The organism is Streptomyces sp. NPDC031445 (assembly GCF_055581365.1).
The window spans coordinates 61,501-77,342 of record NZ_JBVIJO010000009.1 but is presented as its reverse complement, the minus strand read 5'-3'; the positions used below and the strand labels follow the sequence as shown (position 1 = coordinate 77,342).

Annotated in this window: 15 protein-coding genes; 7 read left to right on the top strand and 8 right to left on the bottom strand. The window is 75.2% G+C overall.

The window, feature by feature from the left end; genetic code table 11:
- Window positions 1-455 precede the first annotated feature (455 nt).
- Entirely contained in the window at window positions 456-1,727 is a 1,272-nt protein-coding gene (locus tag ACZ5DC_RS23635) for an FAD-dependent oxidoreductase (RefSeq protein WP_468655664.1), read from the bottom strand.
- Between the two features lie 175 nt (window positions 1,728-1,902).
- On the opposite strand from ACZ5DC_RS23635, the gene ACZ5DC_RS23630 reads away from it, so the two are divergent.
- The 4 genes from ACZ5DC_RS23630 to ACZ5DC_RS23615 all read left to right on the top strand — a co-directional run bounded on the left by ACZ5DC_RS23630 (window position 1,903) and on the right by ACZ5DC_RS23615 (window position 4,964).
- Entirely contained in the window at window positions 1,903-2,394 is a 492-nt protein-coding gene (locus ACZ5DC_RS23630) for a DUF1360 domain-containing protein (protein WP_468655662.1), read from the top strand.
- Window positions 2,395-2,517: 123 nt separating this feature from the next.
- Window positions 2,518-2,952: a DUF2267 domain-containing protein gene (locus ACZ5DC_RS23625; RefSeq protein WP_468655660.1), complete on the top strand. Its 435-nt coding sequence runs from the start codon at window positions 2,518-2,520 to the stop codon at window positions 2,950-2,952.
- 292 nt (window positions 2,953-3,244) lie between these two features.
- Complete coding sequence (locus ACZ5DC_RS23620) at window positions 3,245-3,643, top strand: ANTAR domain-containing protein (protein ID WP_468655658.1); 399 nt, start codon at window positions 3,245-3,247, stop codon at window positions 3,641-3,643.
- 148 nt (window positions 3,644-3,791) lie between these two features.
- Window positions 3,792-4,964, top strand: a complete 1,173-nt coding sequence (locus ACZ5DC_RS23615) for an AI-2E family transporter (RefSeq protein ID WP_468655656.1) — start codon at window positions 3,792-3,794, stop codon at window positions 4,962-4,964.
- Window positions 4,965-5,136: 172 nt separating this feature from the next.
- Here ACZ5DC_RS23615 and ACZ5DC_RS23610 read toward each other — a convergent pair whose 3' ends face one another.
- A complete protein-coding gene (locus ACZ5DC_RS23610) occupies window positions 5,137-5,694 on the bottom strand; it encodes a TetR/AcrR family transcriptional regulator (protein WP_468655654.1) in 558 nt (185 codons plus the stop codon).
- Window positions 5,695-5,791: 97 nt separating this feature from the next.
- On the opposite strand from ACZ5DC_RS23610, the gene ACZ5DC_RS23605 reads away from it, so the two are divergent.
- The gene (locus ACZ5DC_RS23605; protein ID WP_468655652.1) at window positions 5,792-6,949 is read left to right on the top strand and encodes an FAD-dependent monooxygenase; all 1,158 of its coding nucleotides are present in this window, start codon (window positions 5,792-5,794) and stop codon (window positions 6,947-6,949) included.
- A 71-nt stretch (window positions 6,950-7,020) separates the two neighbouring features.
- On the opposite strand, the gene ACZ5DC_RS23600 is transcribed toward ACZ5DC_RS23605, so the two are convergent.
- Window positions 7,021-7,563: a hypothetical protein gene (locus ACZ5DC_RS23600; RefSeq protein ID WP_468655650.1), complete on the bottom strand. Its 543-nt coding sequence runs from the start codon at window positions 7,561-7,563 to the stop codon at window positions 7,021-7,023.
- Window positions 7,564-7,601: 38 nt separating this feature from the next.
- Window positions 7,602-8,000 (bottom strand): ArsR/SmtB family transcription factor, encoded by a 399-nt coding sequence (locus ACZ5DC_RS23595; protein ID WP_468655648.1) that lies wholly within the window; start codon window positions 7,998-8,000, stop codon window positions 7,602-7,604.
- A 100-nt stretch (window positions 8,001-8,100) separates the two neighbouring features.
- Between ACZ5DC_RS23595 and ACZ5DC_RS23590 the strand changes: the two genes are divergently transcribed.
- Window positions 8,101-10,188, top strand: coding sequence for a heavy metal translocating P-type ATPase (locus ACZ5DC_RS23590; RefSeq protein WP_468656092.1), 2,088 nt, complete (start codon window positions 8,101-8,103; stop codon window positions 10,186-10,188).
- Window positions 10,189-10,346: 158 nt separating this feature from the next.
- The gene (locus ACZ5DC_RS23585; protein ID WP_468655646.1) at window positions 10,347-11,453 is read left to right on the top strand and encodes an FUSC family protein; all 1,107 of its coding nucleotides are present in this window, start codon (window positions 10,347-10,349) and stop codon (window positions 11,451-11,453) included.
- A 9-nt stretch (window positions 11,454-11,462) separates the two neighbouring features.
- Here ACZ5DC_RS23585 and ACZ5DC_RS23580 read toward each other — a convergent pair whose 3' ends face one another.
- From ACZ5DC_RS23580 to ACZ5DC_RS23565, 4 genes are all read right to left on the bottom strand, one after another.
- Window positions 11,463-11,972: a molybdenum cofactor biosysynthesis protein gene (locus ACZ5DC_RS23580; RefSeq protein ID WP_468655644.1), complete on the bottom strand. Its 510-nt coding sequence runs from the start codon at window positions 11,970-11,972 to the stop codon at window positions 11,463-11,465.
- Window positions 11,973-12,041: 69 nt separating this feature from the next.
- Window positions 12,042-12,938 (bottom strand): lysozyme, encoded by an 897-nt coding sequence (locus ACZ5DC_RS23575; protein WP_468655643.1) that lies wholly within the window; start codon window positions 12,936-12,938, stop codon window positions 12,042-12,044.
- 84 nt (window positions 12,939-13,022) lie between these two features.
- Window positions 13,023-14,879, bottom strand: coding sequence for a M1 family metallopeptidase (locus tag ACZ5DC_RS23570; protein WP_468655641.1), 1,857 nt, complete (start codon window positions 14,877-14,879; stop codon window positions 13,023-13,025).
- Window positions 14,880-15,124: 245 nt separating this feature from the next.
- Window positions 15,125-15,781: a maltokinase N-terminal cap-like domain-containing protein gene (locus ACZ5DC_RS23565; RefSeq protein WP_468655639.1), complete on the bottom strand. Its 657-nt coding sequence runs from the start codon at window positions 15,779-15,781 to the stop codon at window positions 15,125-15,127.
- Window positions 15,782-15,842: the final 61 nt, after the last annotated feature.

The window sequence follows — 15,842 nt, the reverse complement described above, 5'->3', positions numbered from 1 at the left end:
CCCGCCCCGGCTGCACACGCTCGCCGGGAGCACCTGCCCGCGCCTCGGGCGCTCAGCGGGAAGCTCCGCGAGCCGATGCCGCCACCTCCCGAGAGCACCCGCCCCCACCTCACCCGCGTCACCGCGAAAACCCGCCCGCCGGTGCGCCCCCTCGCCGGTGGGGACCGGCCCGCACCCCCACGCACCCACCGGGAAGCCCCCGCGCACCGATACGGCCACGCGCCGAAAGCAGTCGCCACGCCCCACACGCTCACCAGGAACACCCGCCCCCACCGACACGCTCACCGAGAGCACTCGCCCGCCTGCGCCTCACGCGCTCAGCGGGAAAACCCGCCCGCCGGTGCGCCACTCTCCCCTGGGGCCCCGCCCGCACCCCCACGCACCCACCGGTAGGCCCCGCGCACCGACAGGCAAGACCCTCACCCGACTCACCCGGAACACTCACCCCACCCCCCTCATCGGGAGGACCCACGTGCCGGTGTGCGCGCCGGGCGTCGGCGCGTCGCTTCCTTCGGCGGGCGTTCCCGCAGGGCGCCGTAGGCGATGAAGTAGGCGGGGACGCGGCGCAGCCACGGCGCGTCGCCGAGCAGGGCCGCGAGGCGCTCGGCGCGCCGCGCGCCGCCCAGGGGCGGCCGGCCGTCCAGGACCGGCGCGATGACGCGGGCGTGGGCCGCCCGTTGCAGCGCCTGGGCGACGACCGTGGTGGGACGGCGGCGGCGCTGCACGGCGTGTACGTCACGCGGCCCGACGGTGCCGCGGCTCAGGGGCCCGGCCAGGTGGCGGGCGGTGGCCACGGCGTCCTGCACGGCGAGGTTGATCCCGATGCCGAAGACCGGGGACATGGCGTGCGCCGCGTCGCCGATGCACAGCAGGCCGGGGCGGTGCCAGCGGCGCAGCCGGTCCAGGTGGACGTCGAGGAGCTTGACGTCGTCCCAGGAGCGCAGCGCGTGCGTCCGGTCGGCGATCCAGGGGACGGCGTCGGCGAAGGCGGCCAGGAAGCGGTCCAGGCCGGCGGCGCGGCGCTCGGCGTCGGTGCCCTTGGGGATGAGCGCGGCGCACTGCCAGTAGTCACCGCGGTCGATCATGGCGGTGAGGAAGCCCTCGCCGGCGCCGCCGACGAGCCCGCTCGGGTCGTCCTCGCGCCGCGGCAGGCGGAACCACCAGGCGTCCATCGGGCAGGCGAAGTGGCGCAGGCCCAGTTCGGGGAGGGCGCGGGCCAGCGATCCGCGGCCGTCGCAGGCGACGGTGAGGAGGGCGCGCAGCTCGCCGGTGCGGCCGTCGGAGCGGCGGTAGCGGACCCCGGTGACCCGTCCGGACTCGACGACGAGGGAGGTGGCCTCCGTGTTCATCCTCAGTTCGAAGGACGGCTCGCGGCGGGCCTGGTCGGCGAGGAGGTCGAGCAGGTCCCACTGGGGCACCATCGCCACGTAGTTGTGGGGCCCGGGAAGTGCGGAGAGGTCCGCCACGGTGACCGGCGAGCGGCCGGCGCCGAGCGGGAGCTGGAGGGTGCGGACCCGGCGCTGCGGAAGCCGGGCGAACTCCCCGGCCAGGCCGAGGTCGTCCAGCAGCGCCAGGGTCGACGGGTGGACGGTGTCGCCGCGGAAGTCGCGCAGGAAGTCGGCGTGCTTCTCCAGCACGGTCACCGCGATCCCGGCCCGGGCCAGCAGCAGGGCGAGCACCATGCCCGCGGGGCCTCCGCCGACGACACAGCAGGTGGTCTTCTCCATGGCGGTCCCGCCCTTCCGGTCGAGAGCAGTGAGCGGCTCATTAATTCATCATTCGATGAATAGGGATAGGGTACTCCCTCGCGGACCGGAACGTCACGTGTCGCCGCGGTGGACGGGGGAACCCGTCGCGCGCCTTGAGCGGGACGGAAGACGCACCGGAAGGCTGGGAGGTCGCATGGCCATGGACGCCGCACGCTACGACGACCAGGGCGAGGTACCGCTGGGAGGCTATGCCGTCCTCGCCTCCGTCTTCCTCGCGGGCACCGGCGCCTTCGCGCTGCTGGCCCGGCGCCGGGGCGTCCGCCTGCCGCAGCAGGTGCCGCCCTGGGACGTCGCACTGCTGGGCGCCGCCGCGTACGAGACCTCGCGGGTCCTGGCCAAGGACAAGATCACCAGCTTCCTGCGGGCGCCGTTCACCCGCCGCGCGGACGAGGGCGAGGCGAGCGAGGTCATGGACGAGCCGCGCGGCGACGGCCTCCGGCGCGCGGTCGGCGACCTGGTGTCCTGCCCGTTCTGCGTGGCCGCCTGGACCACCGGCGCCCTGGTCTGCTCGTACGCGGCGGCGCCCCGCCTCACCCGGCTGGTGTGCGCGGGCTTCGGCGCGCTGACGGTGGCGGACTGGCTGCAGTACGCGTGGACGTGGACGCAGCAGACGGCGGAGGGCTGAGGCCGGGCGGCGGCGGTAGCGGCCGTTCGTAGTCCGGCGGGCGCGGGGTACTCGCCCGGTGCCGCTGCGCCCGGGGGACGGGCGGGCGCACCGTCGGCACTTCGCGCGGAAGGGACCGGTCTCATGCGGCACGACGAGATGATCGGAAAGGTGCAGGCACTGGCCCAGCTGCCCGACCGCGAGGCGGCCGAGCGGGCGGCGCACGCGGTGGTGAGCACCCTGGCGGAACGGCTGCCGGCCGGGCTGGCCCGGCACGTGGCCGCCCAGCTGCCGCCGGACATGGCGGCGGCCATGCGGGAGGCGGCCGACGCGTCCGCCGGGCCGGACTCCGGCACGGCGGCCGAGGCGTTCGGGCTGACGGCGTTCGCCGGACGCATCGCCGTCCGGGCCGGCACCGACGAGGAGACGGCGCTGCGGGAGGCCGCCGCCGTGATGGAGGTGCTGGACGCCGCACTCGCCCCGGAGCTGACCGAGCGGATGGACGGGGCGCTGCCGGCCGACATCCGCGAACTGCTGCCGGTGGAGCGCGCGGCCGAGGACACGAGGGGGCCGGACTGACAGGGATGCCGTGGCCGCCGGCCGACCTGGGGCCCGGCCGGCGGGAAGCCGGGGCGGCAGTGAGCCCGGCCGACAGTGAGCGGGGTCCACGAGCAGCCGGGCTGACGGGCCGGGACGGGCTGAGGCGGCGCGGCGGTCAGGGCGGCGCCGGGCGAAGGACGCCTTGGACGGGGTGCGCCGCACCGCGCGGGCCGCACACCGTGACCGGGGCGGGTGAGCCTGGTTCCATCGTGTGCAAGCGCCCACCGGGGGCAGGCGTAGCAGTGTCGCTCCCCTCCCGAAAAGGTGCTCCATGGCCTTCTTCGCTCTCTCCCGGCATCAGCCGCTGGTCCTGCTCTCCGCCACCGAGCTGGCGTCGGAGTACCACCGGTTGGAGGAAGAGAACCGGCAGCTCCAACGCGCCGTGACCTCGCACGCCCTGATCGACCAGGCGATCGGCGCCGTCGTCGTCCTCGGGCGGATGGCCCCGGAAGAGGCCTGGCGTGCGCTGCGGGACGTCTCCCAGCGCACGAACGTCAAGCTGCGCACGGTCGCCGAGCACATCCTGGCCTACGCCCAGGGAGGCACGCTCCCCGAGCCGGAACGGATCGAGCTCGGGAAGGCGATCGCCCGCTACCGCCGCGGCGAGCAGCCCGCGGTGCTCGGCGGGAGCCCGCACGCGTCGGCCGACGGCGACGGGACCGCTCACTAGAGGTACCCGCCCCGCCCCCGCCGGCGATCCCGACCCGGCCCCGGGTGCGTTCCGCGCGCCCCTTCCGCGTCGTGTGCTTACGGTGCTGTGGAGGTGACCGGCTGTCAGCGGGGACGCCGCTCGGTGCGGAGAGGAGGCGGGAGCGGTGGTGGACGATGCGCACCGACGGGCGGCCGGGCGGGGCGGCGGACGCCGGGCCGGGCGCGCGGTGCTGGGCAGCCGGCCGGCGCACTCCGTGCGGCTGCCGTCCGTGACCCGCCCGGAGCAGCGGGCGGCGCCGGCCGAGCGCACGGTGAAATGGCTGCGGGTCGCCGCGGCCTACGCCTGGCGGCTGATCCTCGTCGGCATCGTCGTCTACGGCGTCTTCAGCATCCTCGGCAGCTTCCAGCTCATCGCCGTCGCGCTGTTCCTGGCGCTGGTCGTGACATCCGTACTGCACCCGCTGACCGATCTGCTGAGCCGGTTCCTGCCGAGACCGCTGAGCGTGGCGATCGTGCTGGTGGGCAGTCTGGCGCTGCTGCTGGGCCTGTTCGCGCTGGTGGGCAGCGCGGTGGCGGGCGAGTCCGCCCGGCTGGCTCAGGAGTTCAGGGGCGGGGTCCACCGTATCGAGCAGTGGCTGCGCCGGCCGCCGTTCCGGCTCAGCTCCGACGCGCTCTCCGGGCTCCAGAGCCAGGTGACGCACTACATCTCCACGCACCGGGCCGCTCTGCTCAGCAGCGCGGTCAACGAGCTGGGCCGGGTGGTCGAGCTGATCACCGGCGTCGCGCTCGCGCTGTTCGCCTCGGTGTTCTTCCTGCACTCGGGCGAGCGCCTGTGGAGCTGGGCACGGGACCAGCTGCTGCCGAGCGGTGCCCGCCCGGTGTGGGACCGGGCGGGGCGGGCGGCCTGGCGGACCTTCGCGGGGTACACGCGCGGCATCATCATCGTGGCCGCCACCAACGCCGTCCTGGTGGGAGTGGTCCTGCTGGTGCTGCGGGTACCGCTCGCGCTGCCGCTGACGCTGCTGGAGTTCTTCGCGGCGTTCGTTCCGCTGGTGGGCTCACCGGTGGCGCTCGGGGTCGCCACGATCGTCGCGCTCGCCGGCCGGGGTCCGCTGACGGCGGCCGGCGTGCTGGTGCTGATCGTGGTGATCGGCCAGCTGGAGGGGCACGTGCTGCATCCGGTGGTGATGAGCTGGGCGGTACGGCTGCACCCGCTCGTCGTGGCCGTGTCGGTCATCGCGGGAAGCATCGTCGCCGGGGTGATCGGCGCCGTCGTCGCGGTCCCCCTGGTCTCCGTCGTCTGGGCGGTCCTGCGGACACTGCGCGCGGTGCCCCCCTGACGCGACCCGGCGCGCGACGGATGCCGGGACCCCAGGGCCGACCGGCCCCATCGTCCGGGAGCGGCCCCGCGGACACCGCTCGCCGTACCACCACGCCGGCACCCGGCAGGCGCCGAGGAGACCCAGGACCGGCCCCATACCACGGCGCCGAGCCCCCCCCCGGCACCCTCGCTCAGCGGAGCGCTGCCGTGACGAGGCCGCTGATCTCCTCCTCCCGTACGCCGCCGCCGTTCACCAGGCGGTCGAAGACCAGCCCGTCCACGCACGTCAGCAGGGTCACCGTGCGCTCCTCCGGGTCCGCGACGCCCTGCGCGGCGAGGAAGGCGCGCACGACCCGCCGCCCCTGGTTCTCGCGCGGCACGAGGATCTCGCGCAGTTCGGGGTGGTGCGCGCTCTCGACGGCGCAGGCGTAGCGGGCGAGGGACCGCCGGCGCCCCTCTCCGGTGAGCCGCGCTTCGACCAGCGCGGCGATGCCGGCCGTCAGTTCGCCGGCGGTCCGCGGCACGGGCGTGGCGGCGCCCCTCTCCTCGAGCTCCGCCTGGTCCAGCGCCACCAGTCGCCGGACCAGGGCGGTGAGGAGGGCCTGACGGGTGCGGTAGTACGCGGAGGTGGTGCCGGTCGGCAGCCGGGCCGCGCGGTCCACGGCGCGGTGCGTCAGCCCGCGCATGCCGCTGTCGGCGAGCACGGTGATCGCCGTGTCGGCGAGGAGGGTACGTCGGTCTGTGGCCACCTCCTCTTTCTACACCCGCCTTCTACGTCTGTAGAACGACGCGCTAGGGTGCCCCAACAACTTCTACAGATGTAGAAACCCACGGGAGGGGACCGGCATGGGCGGTACGGCGGTGGTGGTCGGGGGCGGTATCGGCGGGCTGGCCGCGGCACTGGGCCTGCGCCGGGTCGGCTGGGAGGTCCGGGTGGTGGAGCGGGCCGCCGTCCTCGCCGACGCGGGCGCGGGCATCTCGCTGCACGCCAACGGGCTGCGCGCGCTGGACGCGGTGGGCGTCGGCGCGGCGGTCCGGGCGGCCGCGCGCCCGCAGTACACCGGGGGTACGCGCACCCCGGCGGGCCGGTGGCTGTCCCGCATGGACGGGACGCTGCTGGAGCGCGAGCTGGGCTCCCCCATCGTCGGCATCCCGCGCGCGGTCCTGCACCGGCTGCTGCGCGCGGCACTGCCCGAGGAGTGCCTGCTCGTCGGCGCGACCGTGGACACGCTCGACCTCTCCGCTCCCGGCCGGGTGGGCGTGCCGGTCGGCGACGGCGTCCTGGAGGCCGACGTGGTCGTCGCGGCGGACGGCGTGCACAGCCGGCTGCGCGGGCAGTTGTTCCCCGAGCATCCCGGTCCGGTGTACGCCGGTTCGACGGTGCTGCGGGCCCTGACCGAAGGCCCGCTGGAGGTGGCCACCGACTTCGAGCTGACCTGGGGCGCGGGCGCCGAGTTCGGGCACATCGCGTTCACCGACGGCCGCGCCGAGTGGCACGCGGTGCTCAACGCGCCGCCCGGCGTCCGCCACGCCGACCCGCTCGGCATGCTCCGCCACCGCTTCCGCGACTGGCACGACCCGGTTCCGGCGCTGCTGGCCGCCACCCGGCCCGAGGCCGTGCTGCACCACGACATCCACGAACTGGCCACGCCGTTGCCGTCGTTCGCGGCGGGACGGGTGGCACTGCTGGGCGACGCGGCGCACGCCATGACGCCCCACCTCGGCCAGGGCGCCTGCCAGGCCCTGGAGGACGCGGTCGCCCTGGCCGCCGCGCTGGCCGGGGAGGCCTCGGTCGGCGCGGCGCTGGCCCGGTACGACGCCGAGCGCCGCCCGCGCGCCCAGGCGGTCGCCCGCGCGGCCCGGCAGGCGGGCCGGCTCGGCCAGCGACTGTCCCAGCCGCTGGCCGTGGCCCTGCGCAACACCGGGCTGCGCCTGGCCCCGTCCCGGGTGACGATACGGGCGATCCTGCGCCACGCCGACTGGACGCCGCCGCGCCTGGAGTGACGGGCAGCCGCCTCGTCCCGGGCCGGACAGCCGGCGGGCCCCGCACGGCCGCCCCGCACCGGTGCGACCGATCAGGTCCGCTCGGCCTTCGCGCGGGCGACGGCCGCGCCGGCGGGGTGGCGGGTGCTGATCCGGGCCAGCGGGGTGCCGTCCGGGCCGGCCAGGTACAGCCAGTGGATGGCGGGGCCGTGGCTGTTCCGGCCGTAGGAGGTGGTCTCGGTCCGCTCGGTGACGGACAGTTCGGGCCAGGTGACGGCGTGGGTGCGGGTCACGCCCACGGTCACGACGACGCCCCCGGCGAACACGTGCAGGCGGGTGTCCCGGTGGGTGAGCCGGCCCTCGACGACGAAGCCGGCCACGGGGAGTACGACCGCCAGGACGAGGAGGCCGACGGCGGCGGCCTTCACCCCGGGACCGTAGGGGCCGGACACCATGCCGGCACCGAAGACCAGACAGAGCAGTGCCGGCATCAGCGACGCGCAGCCCAGACCGGTGGTCCGGCTCCCGATGCGCTGTGTGTGCGTCCGCTCGCCCAGCCCGTGGGCGGCGGCGGCCCGTTCCGCCCTGCGCAGCGCCTCCTCGTCCGCTTCGGCGCTCCGTGTCCCCCAGCCCATCCCGGTCCCCCCTCCCGCGAAGTGCTTCCGGCGAACCCCTAACGCGCGGCGCCGGACGGCGCCTCCCCCGGCAGACCGGCGTCCGCGCCGTCGCTCAGGCCCAATCGCAGGTGCTCGATGTGATAGACGGCCTGGTCGAGGAGTTCGGCCACATGGCCGTCGTACAGGGCGTAGATCACCGAGCGGCCCTGGCGGCGGCCGACGACCAGGCCGAGGTTGCGCAGCAGCCGCAGCTGGTGCGAGCACGCGGACTGCTCCATGCCGACCTCGGCGGCGAGCTCGGTGGCCGCGCACGGCCCCTCCCGCAGCCGGGACAGGATCAGGAGCCGGGACGGAGTGGCCAGGGCCTGCAGTGTGGTCGCCACGCGCGCGGCACTGTCCGCGTCCAGGCGCGTACGGGGAACCGCCGTCCGCGCGGGAGTTGCTCCATGGCCCATGCGGGCCATCATACAGACGACACTTGAAAGATTCTTCATATGTACCTGTATGGTGAGCCATGCTGCACTGCCGTCCACCCTGCCGAAGGGTTCCCCCGCCATGCCCTCCGTCCTCACCGCCCGCCGCCCCCTGTCCACCGGGGCGGCGGGCGCCGAGCCCGCCGCGCCCCGGCGTCGCACCCGGGTCCTCGCGCTGCCCGAGGCCCGCTGGGCGGCGGCGGCCACGGTGCTGTTCCTGCTCGCCCTCCCCCTCCAGCTCACCGGCGCCCCCGGCTGGGCCTGGGCCGTGCCGTACGCGCTCGCCTACGCGGCCGGCGGCTGGGAGCCCGCGTGGGCGGGGCTGCGGGCACTGGCCGGCCGGACCCTGGACGTGGACCTGCTGATGATCGTGGCGGCGCTGGGCGCGGCGGCCGTCGGCCAGGTGATGGACGGCGCCCTGCTGATCGTCATCTTCGCCACCTCCGGGGCGCTGGAGGCGCTCGCCACCGCCCGGACCGCCGACTCGGTGCGCGGCCTGCTCGACCTCGCCCCCGCCACCGCCACCCGGCTGCGCGCGGACGGCACCGAGGAGACGGTCACGCCCGCGGACCTCACCGTCGGCGACACCGTCCTGGTGCGGCCCGGCGAGCGGATCGGCGCCGACGGCCGGGTGCTGGACGGGACGAGCGAGGTCGACCAGGCCACCATCACCGGTGAACCGCTGCCCGTCGCCAAGGAGCCCGGCGACGAGGTCTTCGCCGGCACCCTCAACGGCACCGGCGCGCTGCGGGTGCGGGTCGGCCGGGACGCCGCCGACTCGGTGATCGCCCGGATCGTGCGCATGGTGCAGGAGGCGTCCGGGACCAAGGCCCCGACCCAGCTGTTCATCGAGAAGGTCGAACAGCGCTACTCGCTGGGCATGGTCGCCGCGACGCTCGCCGTGTTCGCGGTGCCGCTCGCCTTCGGCGCCGCGCTGACCGGGTCGCTGCTGCGGGCCATGACGTTCATGATCGTCGCCTCGCCGTGCGCGGTGGTGCTCGCGACCATGCCGCCGCTGCTGTCGGCGATCGCCAACGCCGGCCGGCACGGGGTGCTGGTGAAGTCGGCGGTGGTGATGGAACGCTTCGGGCAGGTGGACGCGGTGGCGCTGGACAAGACGGGCACCCTGACCGAGGGCACGCCGAAGGTGACGGACGTCGTACCGCTGCCCGGAGCCGGTCCCGGCGAGCGCGAGCTGCTCACGCTCGCGGCGGCGGCCGAGCATCCGAGCGAGCATCCGCTCGCCCGGGCCGTGGTGGAGGCCGCGCGCGCCCGTGACCTCGCCGTTCCGATCGCCCGCGGCTTCCGCTCCGCACCGGGTGTCGGCGTCACCGCCACGGTCGGGGAGCACGCGGTCGCGGTGGGCACGCCGGCCCGGCTGCTGGACGGGACGAGCGGGACGCCGGACGACGGCGCGCCGACCGGGCCGTCGCACACGGACCCGCACGGCTCCCCCGTCGCCGCTTCCCCGGTCACCACCCGGCAGGCGGCCGGCCGCGCCGCCGCGTCCCTCGTCGCACGGCTCGAAGCCGGTGGCCGTACCGCCGTGCTGGTGGTGGTGGACGGCGTTCCGGCCGGGGTGCTCGGGATCGCGGACCGGCTGCGGCCGGACGCCGCCGTCACCGTCGCCGCGCTCACCGCGCTGACCGGGACCCGTCCGACGCTGCTGACCGGGGACAACGCGCGCGCCGCCGCCCGGCTGGCCGGCGAGGTCGGCATCCAGGACGTCCGGGCCGGATTGCTGCCCGAGGACAAGGTGGCCGTCGTACGGGAGCGGCAGGACGCCGGCCGCCGGGTGCTGGTCGTCGGTGACGGCGTCAACGACGCGCCCGCGCTGGCCGCCGCGCACAGCGGAGTCGCGATGGGCCGCGCCGGGTCCGATCTGGCGCTGGAGACCGCCGACGCGGTGATCGTGCGCAACGAGCTGGCCGCGGTGCCCGCTGTCGTCGCCCTCTCCCGCCGCGCCCGCCGCCTGGTCGTGCAGAACCTCGTCATCGCGGCGGCGTTCATCTCCGGCCTGGTCGTCTGGGACCTCGCGGGCACGCTGCCGCTGCCGCTGGGCGTCCTCGGCCACGAGGGTTCCACGGTCCTCGTCGGCCTGAACGGCCTGCGCCTGCTGCGCGAGGCCGCCTGGAGGAGGGCGGCACGGACGGACGCGTCCTCCGCCTGACCCGCCGCCGGCCGCCCCGTACGGCGCCCACGCCAAGGGCCGCCGCCGTCCCGGCCCCGCCACATCGGCAGCGCCCCGGTGGCATGAGGCGGGCCGACGGTGGCACCCGGGGCGCCGTGCGTGGGATACGACTGACCTGGCAAGGAGTACGGAGTGACGTGGCGGGTGCCGCGGGTGCGGTGCGGCGGGCCTGGGCGGGACCGTGCCGGGAACGGGACCTGGCCGTCCAGGCGGTGAAGGCGGCGCTGGCCGCGTGGGTGGCGTGGGCGGTCGCGGGCTGGTGGCTGCGGGCGCCGGTCGCCTTCGTCGCGCCGTGGGTGGCGGTCGTCCTGGTGGAGTCGACCGTGTACCGCTCGATCGCGCACGGCCTGCAACAGCTCGCGGCGATCGCGGCCGGCACGGTCGCGGCGACCGCGGTCGGACTGCTGATGCACAGCACGGTGGCCGCGATGGCGGTGGTGCTCCCCCTGGTGATGCTGCTGGGCCAGTGGCGCCGCCTGGGCAGTCAGGGCATCTACGCGGCCACGGGCGCCCTGTTCGTCCTGACCAACGGATCGGTCACCGTCGCCACCTCCGCGGCCCGGCTCACCGAGGCCCTGTTCGGGGCGGTGGTCGGCATCGCCGTGAACGCGCTGGTCCGGCCGCCGCTGTATCTGCGCGACACCCGTGCCGTCCTGCGGGACGCGACCGAGGAGGCCCACGACATCCTGCGGGACGTGGCCGACGGACTGGCGGCGAGCCGCTGGGACGCGGAGGAGGCCGACGCCTGGCACCAGCGCGCGCTGCGGCTGCACGGGCTCGTGGAGGAGGCCCGCTCGGCGGTCGACTGGAGCCGGGAGAGCCTGCGCGTCAACCTGCGCGGGCGCCGCAAGCCGGCCCTGCCGCTGCCCGGGAAGGGGTACGACGACGCGCTGGTGGTGCTGGACTACGCGGCCGTGCACACCGCGGGGGTGACCCGCACGGTGCTGGAGGCCGCCGCCGAGGACCGCTCGGCGCCCCGGCCGAACCCGCAACTCGCCCAGCGCTACGCGGACTTCCTGTACGAGACCGCCCGCGCGCTGCGGCTCTACAGCCACAGCCGGTTCGGCGACGAGTGCGAGGACGAGCTGTGCGAGGCGGTGGGGCGGGTGCGGGACACGCTCGGCGAGCTGCGCCGGGACCTGGTCCGCTCCACGACGGACGACCCCGACGAGGTCGCCACCTACGGCGCGCTGCTGGCCCAGGCCCACCGGCTGGCCGACCAGTTGGCCGCCTCGGCCGGGTGAACGCGGGCGCTACGCGCCGGGCGCCGGGTCCGCCGGTCCGCGGACGCCGAACACGGCGGGGCCCACGGTGAGGACGCCGTCGGTCAGCGGCCGGCAGCGCACTCCCCCGCCGCCGCGCAGGGCTCGCTGGGCGCCGGGGCCGAGGGTGGTGTCCATCCAGGCGCAGGGCCGGGCGGCGCTGCGCACCTCCAGTTCGACCGGCCCGGAACCGGAGTCGAGGAAGACGGTCCTGCCCACGCAGGCGTCGATGTCCACCCCGCGCAGCAGGACGTTGCGCCGGGTCCGCAGCAGGTCGGCCGGGTACGGCTGCGGCAGCCGCTCGGCGGCCATGAGGGTGATCGAGGCGTTGCGGTGGGCGGGGTGGTTGAAGTAGCGGTCCCCGACGATGCCGAGACCCGCGCGGACCTCGGCGCTCGTCACGAGCTCGCCGGGCGGCAGCTCGGGCGGGCCGTCGCCCGGCCGGCCCGCGAGGCGGTGCACCGGGGACACCAGCAGCTGGAGTATCTCGACGTGCGGCACGCTCCGAGCCTAACCGGCGCCGGCCCGGTCCCGGTCCCGGCGCCCGGCCCTTTGGCCGTGACCCGGAGGTCAGGACCGTGACGCCGTCCCGGAGCCGGGGGTCCGCAGCGCCTGCGCGTCCGGTGCGTCACCGGTGGCGAACTCCCGCAGCCCGTCCTGGGAGCCGTTGAAGCGGTCGTGGTCGCCGACCGTCGGGCCACTGGAGGTGTACTGCCACATCGTGTACGACGTCCACCCGGCCGGCAGCGGACCGGCCGTCGAGGCGTAGCGCGCGATCCACAGCGGGTTGGTCGCGCCGAAGCCGGCGTAGTCGCCGGTGCACTCGGTCCACCAGTTGGTCGCCGTGTAGATGACCGCGTCCCGGCCGGTGCGGGACCTGTAGCGCTCCAGGAAGTCCCGGATCCAGCTGACCATGCCGCTCTTGGACTTGCCGTAGCAGGAGTCGCCGTACGGGTTCCATTCCATGTCGAGGGCGCCGGGGAGCGTCCGGGCGTCGTTCGACCAGCCGCCGCCGTGCTGCACGAACCAGTCGGCCTGGGCGGCGCCGCCGGCCGTGTCCGGGGTGGCGAAGTGGTAGGCGCCGCGCACCATGCCGGCGTCGAACGAGCCGTCGTACTGCTGGGTGAAGTAGGGGTTGGTGTAGGACGTCCCCTCGGTGGCCTTGGTGTACGCCCACTTGGTGCCGCTGTTCCACAGCGTCGGCCAGTCGACGTCGCGTTGGTGGCTGGAGACGTCCACCCCCTCGGTCTGGGAGGCGCGGGGGTCCGGCGGCGGGTCGCCGGACTCGCCGTCGTGGGCGAGGACGCCGATGCCCATGTAGGCGCTGCCGCGCTCGGGCGCGCCCCCGGTCGCGTCGGACGCGGCCGGGGGGCCGGACAGGAACAGCAGCAGGCAGGTCAGGGCGCCGGTGAGGCACGGGCGGGACCGGCCGCGGAAACGGAATATGGGGATTCGCACGGGATCCATCCGACCCGGGGCCCGAGCCCCGCGCACGTCGGACTGCGCCCAACGAGGCCGTCCGCGGCCGGTTTCAACCCGTGTGGGCGCCCCTCACCCCTCGATGCGGTGCTGCGTCCAGAAGGAGGTCAGGTCCGTGCTCGTGGCCGCCTGGGCCGCCGCCTTGAACTCGGCCGTGGTGGACACGCCGTACCAGTGCGCGGTCGCGTAGTCCTTCAGCAGCTTGGCCATGGCGGTGTCCCCGAGGACGCGGCGCAGGTCGTGCAGGGCGCACTTGCCGTAGCCGTAGACGACGGTGGAGTACCGGGAGGAGTGCGCGTCCCAGTACGCCATCGAGTTGGTGATCTTCTCGGCGCTGGAGGCCCAGGAGACGCCGCTCCAGCAGTTGGTCCCGGTCTTGCCCTGGGCGAGGTCGGTGGCGTAGTCGGTGAACGACTCGTCCAGCCAGGGGCTGGTGTACTCGTCGTCGCCGACGATGCCGTACCACCACTGGTGGGCGATCTCGTGGGTGAGCGCGGTGGTGCTGACCAGGTCGAGGACGAAGCCGGGGTACTCCATGCCGCCGAACCAGTAGTTGTTGTCGATGACGGCGTCCAGCTCGCCGTACGGGTAGGCGCCGAACCGGGAGGCGTGGGCGTCGACCGCGCTCTTGGCGGTGCTGAGCATCGACTGGGCGCTGGTGGAGCTGATCCCCGAGACGGAGTAGACGTTCACCGGGACGCCGGCGGCCGAGGTGCCGGAGATCTTGGTGAAGGGGCCCGCCGCCCAGGCGAAGTCACGGACCTTGGAGGCGGTGGCCGTGGTGACGGTACGGCCGCTGGAGCCGGGCGTGTCCGTGGAGGTGCCGGTGGCCGGGACCAGCAGGGTGCTGGGGTGGTCCAGGGTGACGCGGAAGTCGGCGGCCAGGGAGTAGAAGGACTCGCCGTTGTTCGTGTACGGGTCCAGGTGCCAGCCGGCGCTGTCGTGGACGGCGAGGACGGGCAGGGCGTTGCCGACGAAGCTGAACGCGCCGTCGTGGCCGAAGCGGTCGGCGCCGCTGGGCACGGTGATGCCGAGGTCGAAGCCTATGGTGGCGCTCTGGCCCTGGGCGAGCGGGCTCGGCAGGTCGATCCTCAGGGCGGTGCACGCGACGGAGAGGGCGCCGGCGGTGCCGCCGGTGACGTTGCCGACCTTGACGGGCATCGCGTCGCAGCTGCCGTGGTAGTTGTCCCAGAGCCTGAGGTAGACCTCGCCGAGCGCGGTGGCGGAGGCGTTGGTGAAGGTGACGCTCTCGCGCCCGGTCCAGACGGTGCCGCTGGTGTCGCTGCTCAGGTTCACGGTGTACGACGGGGCCGCCGGGGTCCGTGCGGAGTCGGCCGGCGGTGGTGTGGTGCCGTCCGAGGTGTCGAGGGCGATGTCGTCCAGGACGAAGCTCGTCTGGAGGCTGGAGTCCTCGGTGCCGGTGAAGGACAGGTTCACGGTCTGGCCGGCGAACGCGGACACGTCGACCGACTTCTTGACGTAGCCGGTGTTCTTGTCCAGGTTCGAGTAGGTGGCCAGCGTGGTGCCGCCGAGCTTGGCCGTGAGTGTGTCGTAGGCGGTGGACGAGGTCGTCTCGGCGGTGTCGACGTGCAGCCAGAAGGTGAGGGTGGCGGCGCCGCATCCGGACGGGACGGTGACGCTCTGGGCGAGGGTGTCGGTGTGGGTGCCGCCGACGCCGTCCAGCCAGGCGTAGGAGCCGCCGCCGTGGGGGCTCTGCCCGGAGCGGCTGGTGATCACGGTGGACGCGGACTGGGTCCACGGTGAAGTGCCGCTCTCGAAGCCGCCGTTGGCGACCACCTGCGCCGGGGTGCAGGCGGCGGGAGCCGTGGCGGGCCGTGCGGCGGCGGGGGTGCCGGGAAGGACGAGGGCGGCCAGCGCGGCGGCGGTGACCGCGCCGACGCCAAGGGCCCTGTGGGGGGTCGGTCTCACACGCTACTCCTTTGCGGCGGCCGGGTCCGGCCTGCTCGAAGACCGCCCGGCCGGCTGGGGTGCGCCGGGGCGGTCCGGGTGGGGCTTGCGCGATCGCTGTGCACAGGTGCGGCGCGCGCCCCTGTGGGTCGGGGCGCGGGCTGCCGAAAGAGTGACAGATTTGACCGGGTCATGCCAGAGCGGCGGAGAGAGTGGCCCCGAGCGGGCCGGCGCGCCCCCCGGCCCGCCGGCACCGCCCGCCGGGGTCAGCGGGCGCGCAGCGTCATGAAGACGGCGCGCGGACGGGTGCCGTCCGGGTCCGGCCAGCCGGTCGCCACATGGCCGAGGGCGTCCCGCGGCGGCAGCGGCGGGTTCCCGGTGACGGGGGTGAGGACGCGGTGGACGTGCAGGGTCAGGCCCCCGGGCACCGGAAGGCGGGTGCCGTCCTCGTCGTCGGACGGTTCGGGCCTGAAGCCGTCCGGGACGAGGGGCGCGCCGTCGTAGGAGCGGGTCACCTCGTGGTCGGGGGTGTCCGTGACGCTCTGGGCCATCGCCTGCGCCCTGCCCTCGATCAGCGCCAGCAGTTCGGTGACCAGCACCGGGTCGTGGCAGCCGTCGTACACCCAGCGCGTGCCCAGCACCCCGTGCTCCGTCGTGCCGACGAGCGCGTGCTCGGCGCCCTCCAGCGGCGCCCCCCGGTAGGTGAGCGGCGCCAGATAGGCCGTACGGCCGGGGCCCGACGTGTCGGTGACCACCATGAACTCGATGCCGACCTCGCCCTCGGGGTCGTCCAGCCGGAAGCCGCCGGACTTCTCCAGCACGGGAGCGGCCGGGCCGCCGCGGTACCAGGGGCGGCCGGGCAGCCAGTCGGCGAGCAGTTCGGTCTTGCCGGGCTTGAGGGTCGTGCGGTGGATGACGGCCATGCGGGTGGTTGCCTCCCGTTGCGCGGACGCGGACCCGCCCAGCCTTCCACACCCTCCCCGC

Bases quoted from the DNA above. Each gene is read 5' to 3' on its own strand.
- ACZ5DC_RS23635 (WP_468655664.1), bottom strand. From the start codon at position 1,727: ATGGAGAAGACCACCTGCTGTGTCGTCGGCGGAGGCCCCGCGGGCATG.
- ACZ5DC_RS23630 (WP_468655662.1), top strand. From the start codon at position 1,903: ATGGCCATGGACGCCGCACGCTACGACGACCAGGGCGAGGTACCGCTG.
- ACZ5DC_RS23625 (WP_468655660.1), top strand. From the start codon at position 2,518: ATGCGGCACGACGAGATGATCGGAAAGGTGCAGGCACTGGCCCAGCTG.
- ACZ5DC_RS23620 (WP_468655658.1), top strand. From the start codon at position 3,245: ATGGCCTTCTTCGCTCTCTCCCGGCATCAGCCGCTGGTCCTGCTCTCC.
- ACZ5DC_RS23605 (WP_468655652.1), top strand. From the start codon at position 5,792: ATGGGCGGTACGGCGGTGGTGGTCGGGGGCGGTATCGGCGGGCTGGCC.
- ACZ5DC_RS23600 (WP_468655650.1), bottom strand. From the start codon at position 7,563: ATGGGCTGGGGGACACGGAGCGCCGAAGCGGACGAGGAGGCGCTGCGC.
- ACZ5DC_RS23595 (WP_468655648.1), bottom strand. From the start codon at position 8,000: ATGGGCCATGGAGCAACTCCCGCGCGGACGGCGGTTCCCCGTACGCGC.
- ACZ5DC_RS23590 (WP_468656092.1), top strand. From the start codon at position 8,101: ATGCCCTCCGTCCTCACCGCCCGCCGCCCCCTGTCCACCGGGGCGGCG.
- ACZ5DC_RS23575 (WP_468655643.1), bottom strand. From the start codon at position 12,938: ATGGATCCCGTGCGAATCCCCATATTCCGTTTCCGCGGCCGGTCCCGC.
- ACZ5DC_RS23565 (WP_468655639.1), bottom strand. From the start codon at position 15,781: ATGGCCGTCATCCACCGCACGACCCTCAAGCCCGGCAAGACCGAACTG.